This window comes from Streptomyces diastaticus subsp. diastaticus (assembly GCF_011170125.1).
In the GTDB taxonomy this organism is placed as follows: domain Bacteria; phylum Actinomycetota; class Actinomycetes; order Streptomycetales; family Streptomycetaceae; genus Streptomyces; species Streptomyces diastaticus.
The window spans coordinates 287,135-300,937 of sequence record NZ_BLLN01000005.1 but is presented as its reverse complement, the minus strand read 5'-3'; the positions used below and the strand labels follow the sequence as shown (position 1 = coordinate 300,937).

The following is a 13,803-nucleotide window of genomic DNA, read 5'->3' as shown; positions in this document are numbered from 1 at the left end:
CCGAGGACCGGCGGAGGTTCCATGAGGAGGAGCGCGCGTGGCAGGTGCGGAAGGGCGCCCGGTGCTCCTGCTGCTCGCCGTCTGCCTGTTCGGCGTCCTGCTCCTGTACGGCGCCGGGCGGTTCTGCGCCGTGCGCCGCGAACCCGCCCGCGCGCTGCCGCCGTTCAGTGGAGGACTGGCTCCCGCCGAGCACCCCGCGAGCCGCTTCCACGTCCGCTGGTACCCGGTCTCCCTGGTCTTCCTCGCCTTCGACATGGAGATGCTCTTCATGTACCCGTGGGTGCGGGTGGTCCGGGAGACGGGGACCCCGGCCGTGGTCGAGATGTTCCTCTTCCTCGGCATCCTGCTGGCGGCCGTCGCCTACGCCTGGCGGGAGGGCGCCTTCCGGTGGAGCTGAGGAGCGCGCTGCGGCAGGCCGCGCTGGCCCGCCCCGCCGTACTGACCGCGGTACTCCCCGGAGCGACCCGCGCCCGGCTCGCCGTCGAGCGTGAACTGGGCGACCGCCGCTGGCCGCACGCCCCGTCGCCGGCCGCCGCCGACCTCCTGGTGCTCGTGGGCAGCCCCCGCGAGGAGGCGCCCGCGTGGCTGGACGGGACGTGGACGGCCCTGGCCGAGCCCCGCGCCCTGGTCCGGATCGACGACCCACCCGGCGCCCGGGCGGCGCTGGACGCGGGACACGCGGCGCTGCTGCGGGGCGCCGCCGGACCAGAGCGGCAGCGCGCGCGCAAAGACCCGGGACCGTACGTTCCGGGGAACGGCGGGCCCGTGCGCGACGACGGCCGAACGCCGGGCCCCACCGGCCACCACGGCGGCCACGACCGGGCGGACGGCTCGGCGGCGCACTCCCACGACACCCCCGCGCTCATCTCCGGCCTCCCCCTGGCCGAGCGCGCCGACGACCGCGACGGGCTGCGGCTGGACCGCCTGCACGTCCCCTTCGGGCCCGTGCTGCCCGACTGGCCGGCCGGTCTGGTGCTGCGGCTCACCCTCCAGGGCGACGTGGTGCAGGAGGTGACCGGCGTGGAGGTCGTCGAGGCAGCGCCCGCGCCCCGGCCACCGTTCTGGGACGAGCCCTGGCGGCAGGCGGCGGCCGGGGCCCCCGTGAGCCGGGGCGCGGCCGCGCGCCGCCGGTGCGCCGCCCATCTCGACAGCCTCGGACGCTTCCTGGCGGTGGCCGACTGGCCGGACGCCGCCGCCCGCGCCCGCCGCCTGCGGGACGCCGCCCTCGCCGGCGCCCCCGCCCGCGAACTTGCTCACGCGGTGGAGCGCCTGACCAGGCGGGTGGGGCGTTCGCGGACCCTGCGGTGGCTGACCTCCGGCATCGGGGTCCTGCCGCGTGAGCAGGCCCTGGCCGCCGGGATCGGCGGTCCCGCACTGGCCGCCGACGGCGACGCCTGGGACCGGACGGTGCGGTGGCTGACCGAGGCCGCCCGCTCGGCCGCCGCCTGCGACGATCCCCGGCCGCTCGCTCCGGACGACCCGGCGGGGCCGCGCGGGGGCCTGGCGGGGCGGTGCCCGCCCTCCCGCGCCTTGCTGGACGTCCTGCCGCCCCTGCTGCGCGGCGCGGAACTGGCCGCCGCCCGGCTCACCCTCGCCAGCCTCGACCCCGACCCGGACGAACTCGCCCCGGTGGCCGCCGGGGAGGTGACCCGTGGCTGACTCCGCGCCCTTGTGGACGGCCGCCGCCCTGCCGGTCCTCCTCGTCCCCGCCGCCCTCGCCGTGGCGTGCGCCGACGCCCGCTCGGCCGCCCCCGCGCGCGAGGTGCTGCGGCTGCTCGTCCAGCAGCCGCGCCGCACCGTCGCGGCGGACACCCTCGCCACGCGCACCGGCACCGTGCTGCTGCCGGTGGCCGCCGTCCTGGCCGCCGCCGTCGTCCCGCTCGGCTCGACCCCGGTGAGCGACCTCGGCGACGGCGTGGTCTGGTTCAACGCCATGGAGGCGCTGGCCTGGGCGGCGGTCTGGCTGGCCGGCTGGGGACCCGGCTCCACCCTGTCGGCGGTCGGCGGCTACCGCTTCCTCGCACAGGGCCTCGCCTACGAGATCCCGCACATGCTGGCCCTCACCACCGCCGCGCTCGGAGCGGGATCGCTGCGCGTCACGGAGATCGCCGACGCGCAGCGCGGCCTGTGGTTCGCCGTGTGGATGCCGGCCGCCTTCGCGCTCTACCTCCTGAGCGCGGCGGCCATGGCCTTCTGGGGGCCGTTCGGCCAGCCCGCCGGACGCGACCTCGCCCGGGGTGTGGCGTCCGAACTGACCGGCGCCGACCGCCTCCTGCTCCTGGGCGGGCGCCGCCTGCTGCTGCTGACCTCCGCCGCGATGGCCGTCCCGCTCTTCCTCGGCGGCGGCCACGGCCCGCTGCTGCCCGGCTGGGCCTGGACCCTGGTGAAGACCGGGGCGGTGCTCGCGCTGCTGCTGTGGCTGCGCCGCCGCCTGCCGGGCGTCCGCATGGACCGGTACACCGAACTGGCCTGGGTGGTGCTGACGCCGCTCGCGGTCCTCCAGGCGCTGGTCGTCGCCGTGGTGGTGCTGCCATGAGGCGGCGGCCGGCGGGGCCGGACGCGAGGAGTGGGGGCGCGCCGTGCTGAACGACATCCTGGCGTGGGCGCTCGGCCTGTTCGCGGTCGCGGCCGGCGTCATGGTCTTCCGGTTCGACTCGATGGCCCGCGCCACCTTCGCCCTGCTGGCCGCCCTGCTGTGCGTCGCGGGGGAGGTGCTGCTGCTCGGCCTGGAGTACCTCGGAGTGGTGATCATCCTGATGATGACCGTCGAGATGGCGGTGATGGCCGTCTTCATGATCATGTTCATGATGAACCCGGCCGGGTTGATGCCCATGGCCATGCTCCACAACACCCGCGCCGCCGCCGTGCTCTGCGCCGCTCTCTTCGCCCTGCTCGCCGCCGGGATCCTCACCGCCGACTGGCCCGCCGCCACCGGCCGGCCGCCGGCCGACCCCACCTTCGAACTGGGCATGTCCCTGATGGGGCCCCAGATGCTCACCATGATGACGCTCGGCACGGCCCTGTTCGCCACCATCGTCGCCACCGTCGTCCTCGCCACCCGGCGGGGCCGCTACGACCGGTGGGGTGACGACCTGCGTGCCGAACGGCCCGACGATCCCGTACGCGGAGGTGTCGGCCGGTGACTCTCACGTTCCTGCTGCTGCTCGCCGCCGCCCTGTTCTGCACCGGCCTCTTCGGAGTGCTGACCCAGCAGTCCGTGGTGATGCTGATGATGGGGCTGGAGCTGATGATCGGCGCCGTGATCGTCGCCGCCTCCGCCGCCTGGCGCCATCTCGCCCCCGCCGACGCCGGCGGCCAGGTCGTCGTCGTCCTCGCGGTCACCGCGATGGCCCTGGAGATGGCGGTCGGCTTCGCCGTGGTCACCGCCCTGTTCCGCACCGGTGAGAAGGACCTCACCGACCAGGCCGCGGAGCTGCGCGGATGAGCGCCCCGCTCTGGCTGCTGCCGGCCCTGCCCCTGGCCGGCGGCGCGGTCCTGCTGCTCACCGGGCACCGCGCCGACCGGGCCGCCCCCACCGCGGGCGCCGTCCTCGCCGTCGCCACCTGCGCACTGGCCACCGTCGCCGCCCGGGCCGGGGCCGACGCCACCGCGCCCTTCCTGCCGGGGCTGCCCGCCCGGCTGTCCGTCGACGGCCTCTCCGCACCGCTCGCCGTCACGGTCGCCGCCGTCGCGGCCCTGGTGCTGCTCGCCGGCCGCGCCGGTCTCGGCCCGTCCGGCTCCCCGGCTCGCTTCACCGGCCTGATGCTGATCTTCACCGGCGCCATGCTGACCACCGTCACCGCCGCCACCCTGCCGGTCCTCCTGACGGGCTGGGAGGTCATGGGAGCCACCTCCTGGGCACTCATCGGCCACGGCTGGCGCGACCGGGAGGCCACCGGTGCCGCCACCACCGCCTTCCTCACCACCCGCGGCTGCGACCTCGGCCTCTACGTCGCGGCCGGCGCCGGCCTCGCCGGAGGGGCCGCGTCCCTCGCCCTCGACGACCTCGCCCGCACCGACGAGCCCTGGCGCTCCGTCGCCGCGGCCGGCGTCATCCTCGCCGCACTCGGCAAGTCCGCCCAGCTCCCGTTCAGCTTCTGGCTCTCCGGCGCCATGCGCGGCCCCGCCCCCGTCTCCGCCCTGCTCCACTCGGCCACCATGGTCGCCGCGGGGGCGTACCTGCTGCTGCGTACCGGCCCGCTGCTGGCCGCCACCGGCTGGGGTGCGGAGCTGACCGCCTGGGCCGGCGCCGCCACCGCCCTCGTGCTGGGCCTGGTCGCCGTCGCCCAACGCGACCTCAAACAGCTCCTGGCCGCCTCCACCTGCGCCCAGCTCGGCTTCATGGTGCTGGCCGCAGGGGCGGGCGCCACCACCGGCGGCACCCTCCAACTCCTCGCCCACGCCGCCGCCAAGAGCCTGCTCTTCCTTCTCTCCGGTGCCTGGCTCAGCGCCTACGGCACCCGTCTGCTCCCTGGCCTCGCGGGCGCCGCCCGCCTTCCCCGCGCCCTCGGCCCGCTCTTCACCACCGGCGCCCTCTGCCTCGCCGGGCTCCCCCCGCTCGCCCTCTGGGCCGCCAAGGACGTCCTGCTCGCCGCGGCCCTCACCCGCGACCCCTGGCTCTACGCCACCGGCCTCGCCGGGGCAGCCCTCGCCGCCGTCTACAGCACCAAGGCCCTCTGGTACGTGTGGCGACCGGCGCCCCCGCCCGCGACCGCGCCCCCCGCCCGGCCCGCGCTGCTCGCCCCGCTCACCCTGCTCGCGCTGGCCTGCGCCGCCCTCACCCCGCTCGCCCTGCCACCCCTGCGCACCGCTCTGGAGCGCACCCTCGACTCCGGCGGCCGGCCCGCGCCCCACCTGGGGGAGGCGGCCCTGTCCGGCGGGCTCGCCCTCGCCGCCGCGGCGTGGGCCTGGTCGCGGGGCGGGCCGCGCCTCGACCTGCCCGCCCCCTTCACGGACTGGCTCGGCCTGGAACGCGCCGCCCGCGCCCTGGTCGTCCGCCCCGTCCTGGCCGCCGCGCGCCTCGCCGCCGCCTTCGACACCCGGGTCCTGGAACGCGCCACGGACACCGTCGCCCACGGCGCCCTCGCGCTGGCCCGTAGCACCGACCGGCTCGCCGAGCGCGGCCTGGCGGACGGGGTGAACGCGCTGGCGGCGGCCGTCCGCCGGGCCGGCACGGGCGCGCGGCGGCCGCAGACCGGGCAGCTCCACCAGTACCTGGCCCAAGCCGTCGCCGCGTTCACCGCCCTCGCCGTCGTTTTCGTCCTCGTCCGGTGAGCCAGTGCCCCGGCGGGCGAGGTCTCTCCCGACGCGCCGCCCCGCACCGGCGCCCCGGTGACCCCACCCCGCCGAGACCGGACAGAAAGGCCCCGCCGTGCTCCTCACGGTCCTGGTGTTCGCCCCCGCCGCCGTCGCCCTGGTGCTGCTCGCCCTGCCGCGCACCACGCCCGACGCGGTCCACCGCACCGCCTGGACCGCGACCTGCGCGCTGCTGCTCGCGGCCACCGCCGTCCTGTGGGCCAAACACGGCGCCGCCGAGGGCTTCGCGTACGAGACACGGGTGCGGTGGATTCCCTCGGCGGGGGTCGGCTACCACGTCGGAGCCGACGGCCTCTCCCTGCCCCTGATCGCCCTGACCTGCGTCCTCTTCCTCGCCTGTGCGCTGCACTCGTGGCGCGAGCGGCGCCGGGTACGCGCCCACAGCGCCCTCTTCCTGCTGCTCCAGACCACCTGCCTCGGGGTCTTCGTCTCCCTCGACCTCATCCTCTTCTTCGTCTTCTTCGACCTGTCCATCGTCGCCATGTACTTCCTCATCGCCGGCTGGGGCCGCGCCGAGGCGGCCCGCGCCGCGCTGATGTTCTTCCTCTACACCTTCCTCGGCTCCCTCGCCCTGCTGCTCGGCTTCATCGGCCTCTACCTCGCCGCCTCACCGCACACCTTCGACATGACCGACCTGACCCGCGCCGACCCGCTCGCCGGGCGGCCCGTCGCCGCCGGTCTCGTGCTCCTCGCCGTCGGCACCGGACTGGCCGTCAAGACGCCGACAGTGCCGTTCCACACCTGGCTGCCCCTGGCCCACACCCAGGCGCCCGCCGCCGGGTCCGCGATCCTCGCCGGGGTCCTGCTGAAGATGGGCGCCTACGGTCTCCTGCGCATCGCCATGCCGATGCTGCCCGGAGCCTGGCGCCGGTACGCGCTGGTCGCGGTCGTCCTCGGCGTCGTCTCCGTGCTGTACGGGTCGCTGGTCGCGCTCGCCCAGAGCGACCTCAAACGGATGATCGCCTACACCTCGGTCACCCACATGGGATACGTCGTGCTGGCCCTCGGCGCCGCCGCGTCCGCCGCCGCGCCCGGCGGCGAGAGCGCCCGTACCCTCGCCGTCAGCGGCGCCGTCACCCAGATGGTCAGCCACGGCCTGCTCACCGGCGCCCTCTTCCTCCTCGCCGGAGCCCTCCACGAACGCGGACGCACCTACGACATGGCCGCCTACTCCGGTGTCGCCGCCACCGCACCTGTCCTCGCCGCGGCCACCGCCGTGGCCTTCTTCGCCTCGCTCGGCCTGCCCGGCTTCTCCGGCTTCGTCGCCGAGTTCCAGATCTTCACCGGCAGCCTCGGCCCGCGCCCGGTGGCCACCACCCTGTCCGTCCTCGGCATCCTCCTGACGGCCGCCCTGCTGCTCCGCGCCTACCAGCAGGTCTTCCTCGGCCCGCCACGCCTGCCATCCGCCCCCGGCAGCCCGCGCGCCTTCCCCGACCTGCGCCCCCGCGAGGCCGCCGCCGTCCTGCCGCTGCTGGCCCTCGCCACCCTCGTGGGCCTCGCCCCACGCCCCCTCCTCGACACCGTCGAACCCGCCTCCGGCCTCGTCCTGGAGCTGCTGGCCCGATGACCGCGACGGACGAGAACCCGCTCGGCCTGCTGCCCGAACTCCTCCTCGCCGGGGCCGCCGTGGCCGGACTGCTGCTCGGCTCCTGGCTGCCCCGGCGCCGCCAGTACACCGTCGCCGTCCTCTCCGCCCTCGCCTGCCTCGCCGCCGCCACGGCCGCCGTCGTCGCCGCCCCAGGACCGGTCGCCACCGCCTTCGGCGGCGCCTACGCCCTCGACCCCCTCACCACCACCGTCCGCCTCGTCCTGTGCGGGGCCACCCTCCTGGTCACCGCCCTCAGCCTCGGCCCCCTGCGCGGTCACCCCCGCGAGAGCGAGTACCACGTCCTCGTCCTGCTCACCGCCACCGGCTCCCTCCTTCTCGCCGGGGCACAGGACGTCCTGCTGATCGCCGCCGCCTACCTGCTGGCGAGCATCCCCGGCTACGCCCTCGCCGGCTTCGCCAAGGACGGCCCCGGCACCGAGGCCGCCCTGAAGTTCTACGTACTCGGCGCCCTCGGCGGCGTCGTCCTGCTCACCGGCACCACCCTCCTGTACGCCGCGACCGGCACCACCGCCCATCCGGAGATCGCCCGCGCCCAAGCAGCTCCGGTCGCGCTGCTCACCGCCGGAACCCTCGGCGTCCTCGGCGGCCTGCTCGTCAAAGCCGGTGCCGTCCCCGGCCACTTCTGGCTGCCCGACACCGTCCGGGGCAGCGCCCCGCCGGTCGCCGCCCTGCTCACCACCCTGCCGAAGGCCGGGGCGCTCACCGCCCTGTTCCGCCTCGGCGCCGTCCCCCTGGCCGGGAGCGCCGTCCCCTGGCCGGCCCTGCTCGCCACCCTCGCCGCCGCCTCCATGACCCTCGGCAACCTCGCCGCGCTCCTCCAGCGCGATGTCCGCCGCCTGCTCGCCTACTCGGCGATCAGCCAGGTCGGCTACCTCCTGATGCCCGTCGCCGTCGCCGGGCGCACCGCCCTCGCCCAGCCCGCCTTCCTCTACTACGTCGCCGCCTACGCCCTGACCAACCTCGGCGCCTTCGCCGTCGTCTGCGCCCTGCCGCGCGCCACCACCACCGACACCTGGCGCGGCCTGGTCCGCCACCGCCCGCTGCTCGCCGGCAGCCTCGCCGTCTGCCTGCTGGGGCTGGTCGGCACCCCGCCCACCGCGGTCTTCCTCGGCAAACTGGAGGCGTTCGCCGCCGCGTTCGACGCCGGATACGGCTGGCTCGCGGTCCTCGCCGCCGCCAACACCCTCGTCTCCCTCTTCTACTACCTGCGCTGGCTCGCCCCCGCGTTCACCCCCGGCCCCGCCCCGCCCACCGGGAACGCGGACCGGCTCGCGCGGGGCACCGCACACACCGCGGCCGCCGCCTCCCTGGCCCTCGGCGTCGCGGCCGGGCCGGTCCTCGCCCTGCTCACCGGCCCGGCGGCGCACTGACCGCCCGCCGTCGGCAGGCGGGAAAACCGGTGGCGGCGCGTGCCACGCCGTTGCTACGTTCACCGCTGTCCCCGACTCCGCGCGGCCGCCCCCGGCTGCCGTGCCCGCGAACCGAGCAGGTGTTGATGAACCGGCCCGCGCCGAGCGCGCCTCACCGCGATGCGGACACCCGTCCGCCGACCGGACCACCGCCCGTCGAACCAGGCTTCTGAGGCCCGCTCGGCCTGCTCCCGCCGTTCCCGCGACCACACACCGCACCGGCCAGGAGTATCCGGGTGTCCCACACCACCACACACCGCACCGACCCCACCGCCTTCCACTGTTCTTCCTGCGGCACGTCCACCTACGACGGCCCGCGCGACCACTGCCCCCAGTGCCTGCACGCCCGGCACCAGGACGACGCGGGCCTCTGCGGCGCCTCCATGGCCCCGCTCGCCGTCGCCGTCCACGGGCCCGGCGAGTGGCGGCTCGTCCACCGCTGCACCACCTGCGCCACGCTCACCTCCTCGCCCGTCCGCGCGGACGACCACCAGGTGGCGCTGATGGCCCTGGCGGTCCGGCCGCTCGCCCAGCCGCCGTTCCCGCTCGACCTCCTCGGCCGGATCTGAGGGGCCCGCCGATGCCCCGCAGAGACCGAGCCCGCCGCAACCCCCGTACCGGCCGCCGTGCCCAGCGGCCCAAAGACGTGCTGCACGGGCGCCACGGCCACCGGGGCGACGCCTTCCGTTGCCTCGGCTGCCGCCGCGACGTCCCCGTCCGCGCCCCCGGCACCGCTCACCGCAACCACTGCCCGTACTGCCTGACCAGCCGTCATGTCGACGGGCGGGCACCCGGCGACCGGGGCGAGGAGTGCCGGGCGCCGATGGACGCCCTGACCCTCACCGTCCGCGACGACGGGGAGTGGCTGCTCATCCACCGGTGCCGGGGCTGCGGCACGCTCAAGGCCAACCGGCCCGCCGGGGACGACCACCCGCTGGCCCTGATCCGGCTCGCCCTCAGGCCCCTGGCCGACCCGGGGCTGGCCCGTCTGGCGGGGGTGGTGCCCGGTAGGTAGCGGCGGGCGAGGCGCCCCCGCTCACCCCAGCAGTACCGAGTGGGGCAGCGCGTGGGCGGTGCGGCCGCTGGGGGCCCGCACCGTCCGCGCCGCCAGCAGCGCGTCGACCACCGCCTCCTCCACGCTGTCCAGGACCGCCGTGAACACCAGGTTCAGCTCGCCGGGGGAGAGCACCACCGGAGCCTCGGCGACCCGGGTGGAGAAGGCGAGCCCGTAGTCGCCGCTGCCGTGGCTGAACGCCGCCCCGACCCGGCCCAGCGCCAGCACCCCGCGGGCGGCGATCCGCTCCAGCTGCCGCCCGGTGCACGGCACGTCCAGCGCCACGACCACCACGCACGACCCGCGCGGCGAGGTGTGGCCCGACCGCTCCAGCCCCAGTTCCTCGGGCAGTACGGTCCGCCCGGCCACCCGCAGGTCGCCGTCCATGTTGGCCTGCACCAGCACCCCCACCGTGGCGGGACCGCCCTCCAGCGGCACCCTCCGCGAGGCCGAGCCGATGCCGGCCTTGAAACCCAGCGCGCAGGCGCCGGTGCCGCCCCCGGCGTTGCCCATCGCCACCGGTCCCGCGTCGGCGCCCTCCAGCGCGGCGTGTACGTGCGCCTCCCCCACCGGGCGGCGCTCCGCCGACAGCCAGGAGTCGTTGATCTCGCCGACCACCGGGTTGAGCGAGGTCACGGGTGCCGCCGACCGGTCCAGCACCCACCCCACCAGCGCGTCCGCCGCGCGGAACGCCGACAGGGTGGAGGTGAGCAGCACCGGCGTCTCCAGCTCCGCCAGCTCCATCAGCTGGGTCGCGCCGACGAACTTGCCGTAGCCGTTGACCATGTGGAACCCGGCCGGAACCGCCCGCGCCTCCTCCAGCGCCACCGGCACCAGCGCCGTCACGCCCGAGTACACCCCCCGCTCGTCGTCGTCCAGCGTGGTCTGCCCCACCAGCAGCCCCGGCACGTCGGTGATCGCGTTGAGCGGCCCCGGCACCATCCGCCCCACCGCCCGCCCGGTGTCCCGCAGCCGCAGCGCCCGTCCCCGCCCGTCGCCCGCCATCCGTCCGCCTCCCGCCCGGCCGCACGGGAACCTCCCCGCGGCCGACCGCACTCTACGTCCCGTGCCGAGGGGCCGTCAGGCCACGAAGCCGTCCGTGGCGGCCCGTACCCGCGCCAGCGTCTCGGCGCCGCCCAGGTGCCCGGCCGACTCCACCACGGACAGCCGCGCTCCGGGCCAGGCCCGTGCCAGCTCCCACGCGGTGTGCACCGGCCCGCCCAGGTCGAGCCGTCCGTGCACCAGTTCACCGGGAACGGAGCCGAGCCGGTGGGCGTCCCGGATCAGCGCCCCCTCCGCCAGCCAGGCGCCGTGCGAGAAGTACCAGGCGCAGAGCCGGACCATGGCCGTCTGCGCGTCGGACGGCCGCCCCGCGTACGGTGCCCCCTGCCCCTCCGCCGAGACCACCGCGTCCTCCCAGGCCAGCCAGTCGGCCACCGCCCGCTCCCGCACCGCCGGGTCGGCGTCCTCCACCAGCCGTGCGTACGCCCCGACCAGGTCCCCGTCCGGCGCCGTACCGGAGCCCGCCACGAACCGGTCCCAGGCCTCGGGGAAGAACCGCCCCACGCCCCGGTACAGCCAGTCGATCTCGCTGCGGCGGGTCGTCGTCACCGACGGGATGACGATCTCGGCGACCCGCTCCGGATGACGCTCGGCGTAGGCGAGGAGCAGTGTGGAGCCCCAGGAGCCGCCGAACAGCAGCCACCGGCCGATGCCGAGGTGACGCCGGAGCCGCTCCATGTCGGCGACCAGGTGGTCGGTGGTGTTGTGCCGCAGTGAGACCGAGGGGTCGGACGCGTGGGGGGTGCTGCGCCCGCAGTTGCGCTGGTCGAAGAGGACGACGCGGTACCGGCTCAGGTCGAACGCCCGGGGTGCGCGGGGCGGGCACCCCGCACCGGGCCCGCCGTGCACCACCACAGCCGGCTTCCCTCGCGGGTTGCCGCGGGCCTCCCAGTAGATCCGCTGTCCGTCGCCCACGTCGAGCATCCCGGAGTCGTGCGGCTCGGCCCCGGCCGGCGGCGGAGAAGGAGGGACGGACACGGTGGCACTCCAGGAGGTCGACGGTGGCACGAGGCGCCGAGCCTACAAGTCCCGCCCCGCTCCCGAGCGTCGGTCCGCCCCTCTCACCGGAGGACGCCCAGGACCCACGGCAGGTCCTCCCTGGCCGCCACCACGAGCACCTCCCGGTCCCCGTCCCGGCACTCCACCACCCAGTCACCCGCCCCGGCCCGGACCGCGCGGGCGTCCGTGTGCGCCCGTGGCCGGACCCGGACGGCCGCCACCGAGCCCGGTACGCGGCAGCGGGCCGCGCCCGGCTCCTCACCCGCCGCCACCGCCAACCCCTCCGGCCCCGCCACCAGCGTGCTGAATCCCGCCACTTCGCAGGGCACCGCGCCCACCACCGCGCCGGGGAAGCACCGCTCCCGCCCGGGCAGCCGCGGCAGCACCTCGACCGGCCCTGGCGGCCGGTTCCGCCGCCGACGCAGCAGCCACGCCCCCGCCGCGAGCACCGGCACCGCGGTCCCGGCGCTCAGCAGCAGCGCGTCGAGCAGCCCGTCGGTCACCAGCGGCCCGAAGAACCCCACCGCCCCCAGCACCAGCCCGCAGGCCATCGGCACCGACACCGGCCACGAGGCCCGCGCGGCCCCTTCCGGCCGCCGCGCCCACCCGTACGCCACCCACCCGAACACTCCGCCAAGCGGCACCAGTCCGAGCCCGACCGCGTACGGCAGCCGGTGCCCGTCCACCGGCGTCGCCGCCGTCTCCTGCCGCAACGGGCCCGCCACCACGGCGCGTTCGGCGCCCCGCCACCGCACCACCCGCACCCGGTCACCCGGGGACACGGAGGAGAAGAGCGCGCCCTCCTCCTCCAGCCGCACCCACGACGGCGCGCTACGGCCGTCCGTCGTCCACCGCAGCCCGGGCAGCCGCGAGCCCCGCCCACCGCCGGGCTCCTTGGCCACGACTGTGCCCGGCACCGCGTCCAGGCACTCCCGCGACCCCGTCGGCGCCGGAGCCCCCGGGCAGAACGGCGCCGAGCGGTACGCCGCCTCCTCGGCCAGCGCACCCGGCACGTACCAGCCCAGCAGGCACCCGGCGACGACCAGCAGTCCCAGCGACAGCGCCACCGGTGTCGCCACCGCCGCCGACGCCCCGCGCGCCCGACTCGGGCCGCCCGCCCCTGTCCTCATGCGCGCATTCTCCCCTCGCCAGGCCGCTTCCGACCCCGCCCGGCCGGAACCCGCCGGGAGCCCGCACGCGGGCTCGTAAGATCCACTTCGGCGGGTGCCGCCGCCGGCGCACCCGTGCCGGGACGGGGCCCCGGGCACGACAGGAGAGACAGCCGATGGCTGACGCGCGGACGACCACTCGTTCAACGACCCGACTGGCGGCCCGCGCCTCGCGCGCCGTCGACTCGCCGTTCTTCACCCGCGCCGTCTTCGTCCTCATCGTCGCCAACGCGGTGCTGCTCGGTGCCGAGACCTACACCGGTGTCGTCGCCGGGTGGCTGCCGCTCCTCAAGACCGCCGAGCACCTCTTCCTCGCCGCCTTCGCCGCCGAGATCCTGCTCCGCCTCGCCGCCCACGCCGACCGGCCGGCCGCGTTCTTCCGCGACCCGTGGAACCTCTTCGACCTCGCCGTGGTCACCGGCGCCTTCCTGCCCTTCCTCCGCGAGAACACCACGGTGCTGCGGCTGCTGCGGCTCGCCCGCGTCCTGCGCGCGGCCCGCTTCCTGCCGCAGTTGCGGATCGTCCTCGTCGCCGTCGGCAAGAGCCTGCCCGGCACCCTCAGCTTCCTCCTCGTCGGCGGCCTGCTCCTCTACGTGTACGCGATGGTCGGCTGGACCTTCTTCGCCGACGACGACCCCGAGCACTTCGGCTCCCTGGGCCGGGCCGCTCTCACCCTCTTCCTCCTCATCACCCTGGACGGCCTCGGTGACGCGGTCCGCACCGGTCTGGAGATCTCCCGCTGGACGATCGTGTACTTCGCCTCGTTCGTCCTCTTCGGCTCGTTCCTGCTGGTGAACCTGCTGATCGGCGTGGTCATCGGCTCCCTCGACGAGGCCCGGCGCGAGGCCGAGTCCGACTCCGGAAGCCCGAAGCCCCCCGCCGCGGTCCCGCCCGCCGCGCCGGAGCCCCTGCCCCTGCTACGCGCCCGGATCGCAGCCGCCCGCACCGCCCTGGACGACGCCGAACGCGCCCTCACCCAGGTGGCGCCGGCGAACGCGCCGAGGGCGCCGCAGGTGCGGCACGGACCCGCCGCCTCGTCGGTGGCCGCGGGCGACGCCCGCCGCTGACGGCGCGCCAGCCGCGCTCCATCTCGCCGACGAGGCCGGGAGCGGCCCGGCCGCCCGGCTCTCGCCCGCGCGGTAGCAGCGCGGTGCGTCAGACCGGAGGCGACGGGGCAGCGGGCGC

At 76.5% G+C, this 13,803-nt stretch carries 14 protein-coding genes; 11 read left to right on the top strand and 3 right to left on the bottom strand.

What is annotated here, in order from left to right; all coding sequences use genetic code 11:
• The first annotated feature begins 61 nt into the window (after positions 1–61).
• From Sdia_RS19010 to Sdia_RS18965, 10 genes are all read left to right on the top strand, one after another.
• Entirely contained in the window at positions 62–397 is a 336-nt protein-coding gene (locus Sdia_RS19010) for an NADH-quinone oxidoreductase subunit A (protein ID WP_100454034.1), read from the top strand.
• Positions 388–1,659, top strand: a complete 1,272-nt coding sequence (locus Sdia_RS19005; protein ID WP_100454036.1) for a hypothetical protein — start codon at positions 388–390, stop codon at positions 1,657–1,659. The genes Sdia_RS19010 and Sdia_RS19005 overlap by 10 nt, the downstream gene beginning before the upstream one ends.
• Positions 1,652–2,536 carry an NADH-quinone oxidoreductase subunit H gene (locus tag Sdia_RS19000; protein ID WP_100454039.1) on the top strand — a complete coding sequence of 295 codons (885 nt, stop codon included), beginning with the start codon at positions 1,652–1,654 and terminating at the stop codon, positions 2,534–2,536. The genes Sdia_RS19005 and Sdia_RS19000 overlap by 8 nt, the downstream gene beginning before the upstream one ends.
• Positions 2,537–2,579: 43 nt before the next feature.
• Positions 2,580–3,143, top strand: a complete 564-nt coding sequence (locus tag Sdia_RS18995; RefSeq protein ID WP_124287778.1) for an NADH-quinone oxidoreductase subunit J — start codon at positions 2,580–2,582, stop codon at positions 3,141–3,143.
• A complete protein-coding gene (gene nuoK / locus Sdia_RS18990; protein ID WP_100454045.1) occupies positions 3,140–3,445 on the top strand; it encodes an NADH-quinone oxidoreductase subunit NuoK in 306 nt (101 codons plus the stop codon). Before Sdia_RS18995 ends, nuoK begins: the two co-directional genes overlap by 4 nt.
• Positions 3,442–5,274: a proton-conducting transporter transmembrane domain-containing protein gene (locus Sdia_RS18985; RefSeq protein WP_100454047.1), complete on the top strand. Its 1,833-nt coding sequence runs from the start codon at positions 3,442–3,444 to the stop codon at positions 5,272–5,274. The genes nuoK and Sdia_RS18985 overlap by 4 nt, the downstream gene beginning before the upstream one ends.
• A 97-nt stretch (positions 5,275–5,371) precedes the next feature.
• On the top strand, positions 5,372–6,883 hold the full coding sequence (locus tag Sdia_RS18980; RefSeq protein ID WP_100454050.1) for a complex I subunit 4 family protein: 1,512 nt from the start codon (positions 5,372–5,374) through the stop codon (positions 6,881–6,883).
• Positions 6,880–8,295, top strand: coding sequence for an NADH-quinone oxidoreductase subunit N (locus Sdia_RS18975; RefSeq protein ID WP_100454051.1), 1,416 nt, complete (start codon positions 6,880–6,882; stop codon positions 8,293–8,295). The genes Sdia_RS18980 and Sdia_RS18975 overlap by 4 nt, the downstream gene beginning before the upstream one ends.
• Positions 8,296–8,570: 275 nt before the next feature.
• On the top strand, positions 8,571–8,903 hold the full coding sequence (locus Sdia_RS18970; RefSeq protein ID WP_100454056.1) for an RNHCP domain-containing protein: 333 nt from the start codon (positions 8,571–8,573) through the stop codon (positions 8,901–8,903).
• 11 nt (positions 8,904–8,914) lie between these two features.
• On the top strand, positions 8,915–9,349 hold the full coding sequence (locus tag Sdia_RS18965; RefSeq protein WP_100454058.1) for an RNHCP domain-containing protein: 435 nt from the start codon (positions 8,915–8,917) through the stop codon (positions 9,347–9,349).
• Positions 9,350–9,370: 21 nt separating this feature from the next.
• On the opposite strand, the gene Sdia_RS18960 is transcribed toward Sdia_RS18965, so the two are convergent.
• The 3 genes from Sdia_RS18960 to Sdia_RS18950 all read right to left on the bottom strand — a co-directional run bounded on the left by Sdia_RS18960 (position 9,371) and on the right by Sdia_RS18950 (position 12,579).
• Positions 9,371–10,393, bottom strand: coding sequence for a P1 family peptidase (locus tag Sdia_RS18960; RefSeq protein ID WP_100454060.1), 1,023 nt, complete (start codon positions 10,391–10,393; stop codon positions 9,371–9,373).
• Between the two features lie 75 nt (positions 10,394–10,468).
• On the bottom strand, positions 10,469–11,428 hold the full coding sequence (pip, locus tag Sdia_RS18955) for a prolyl aminopeptidase (RefSeq protein ID WP_100454062.1): 960 nt from the start codon (positions 11,426–11,428) through the stop codon (positions 10,469–10,471).
• Between the two features lie 83 nt (positions 11,429–11,511).
• A complete protein-coding gene (locus tag Sdia_RS18950) occupies positions 11,512–12,579 on the bottom strand; it encodes a hypothetical protein (RefSeq protein WP_100454064.1) in 1,068 nt (355 codons plus the stop codon).
• 155 nt (positions 12,580–12,734) lie between these two features.
• On the opposite strand from Sdia_RS18950, the gene Sdia_RS18945 reads away from it, so the two are divergent.
• Positions 12,735–13,685: an ion transporter gene (locus tag Sdia_RS18945; protein WP_100454066.1), complete on the top strand. Its 951-nt coding sequence runs from the start codon at positions 12,735–12,737 to the stop codon at positions 13,683–13,685.
• Positions 13,686–13,803: the final 118 nt, after the last annotated feature.

Coding starts and splice junctions, on each gene's coding strand:
- Sdia_RS18985 (WP_100454047.1), top strand. CDS start 3,442: ATGAGCGCCCCGCTCTGGCTGCTGCCGGCCCTGCCCCTGGCCGGCGGC.
- Sdia_RS18975 (WP_100454051.1), top strand. CDS start 6,880: ATGACCGCGACGGACGAGAACCCGCTCGGCCTGCTGCCCGAACTCCTC.
- Sdia_RS18965 (WP_100454058.1), top strand. CDS start 8,915: ATGCCCCGCAGAGACCGAGCCCGCCGCAACCCCCGTACCGGCCGCCGT.
- Sdia_RS18960 (WP_100454060.1), bottom strand. CDS start 10,393: ATGGCGGGCGACGGGCGGGGACGGGCGCTGCGGCTGCGGGACACCGGG.
- Sdia_RS18950 (WP_100454064.1), bottom strand. CDS start 12,579: ATGAGGACAGGGGCGGGCGGCCCGAGTCGGGCGCGCGGGGCGTCGGCG.
- Sdia_RS18945 (WP_100454066.1), top strand. CDS start 12,735: ATGGCTGACGCGCGGACGACCACTCGTTCAACGACCCGACTGGCGGCC.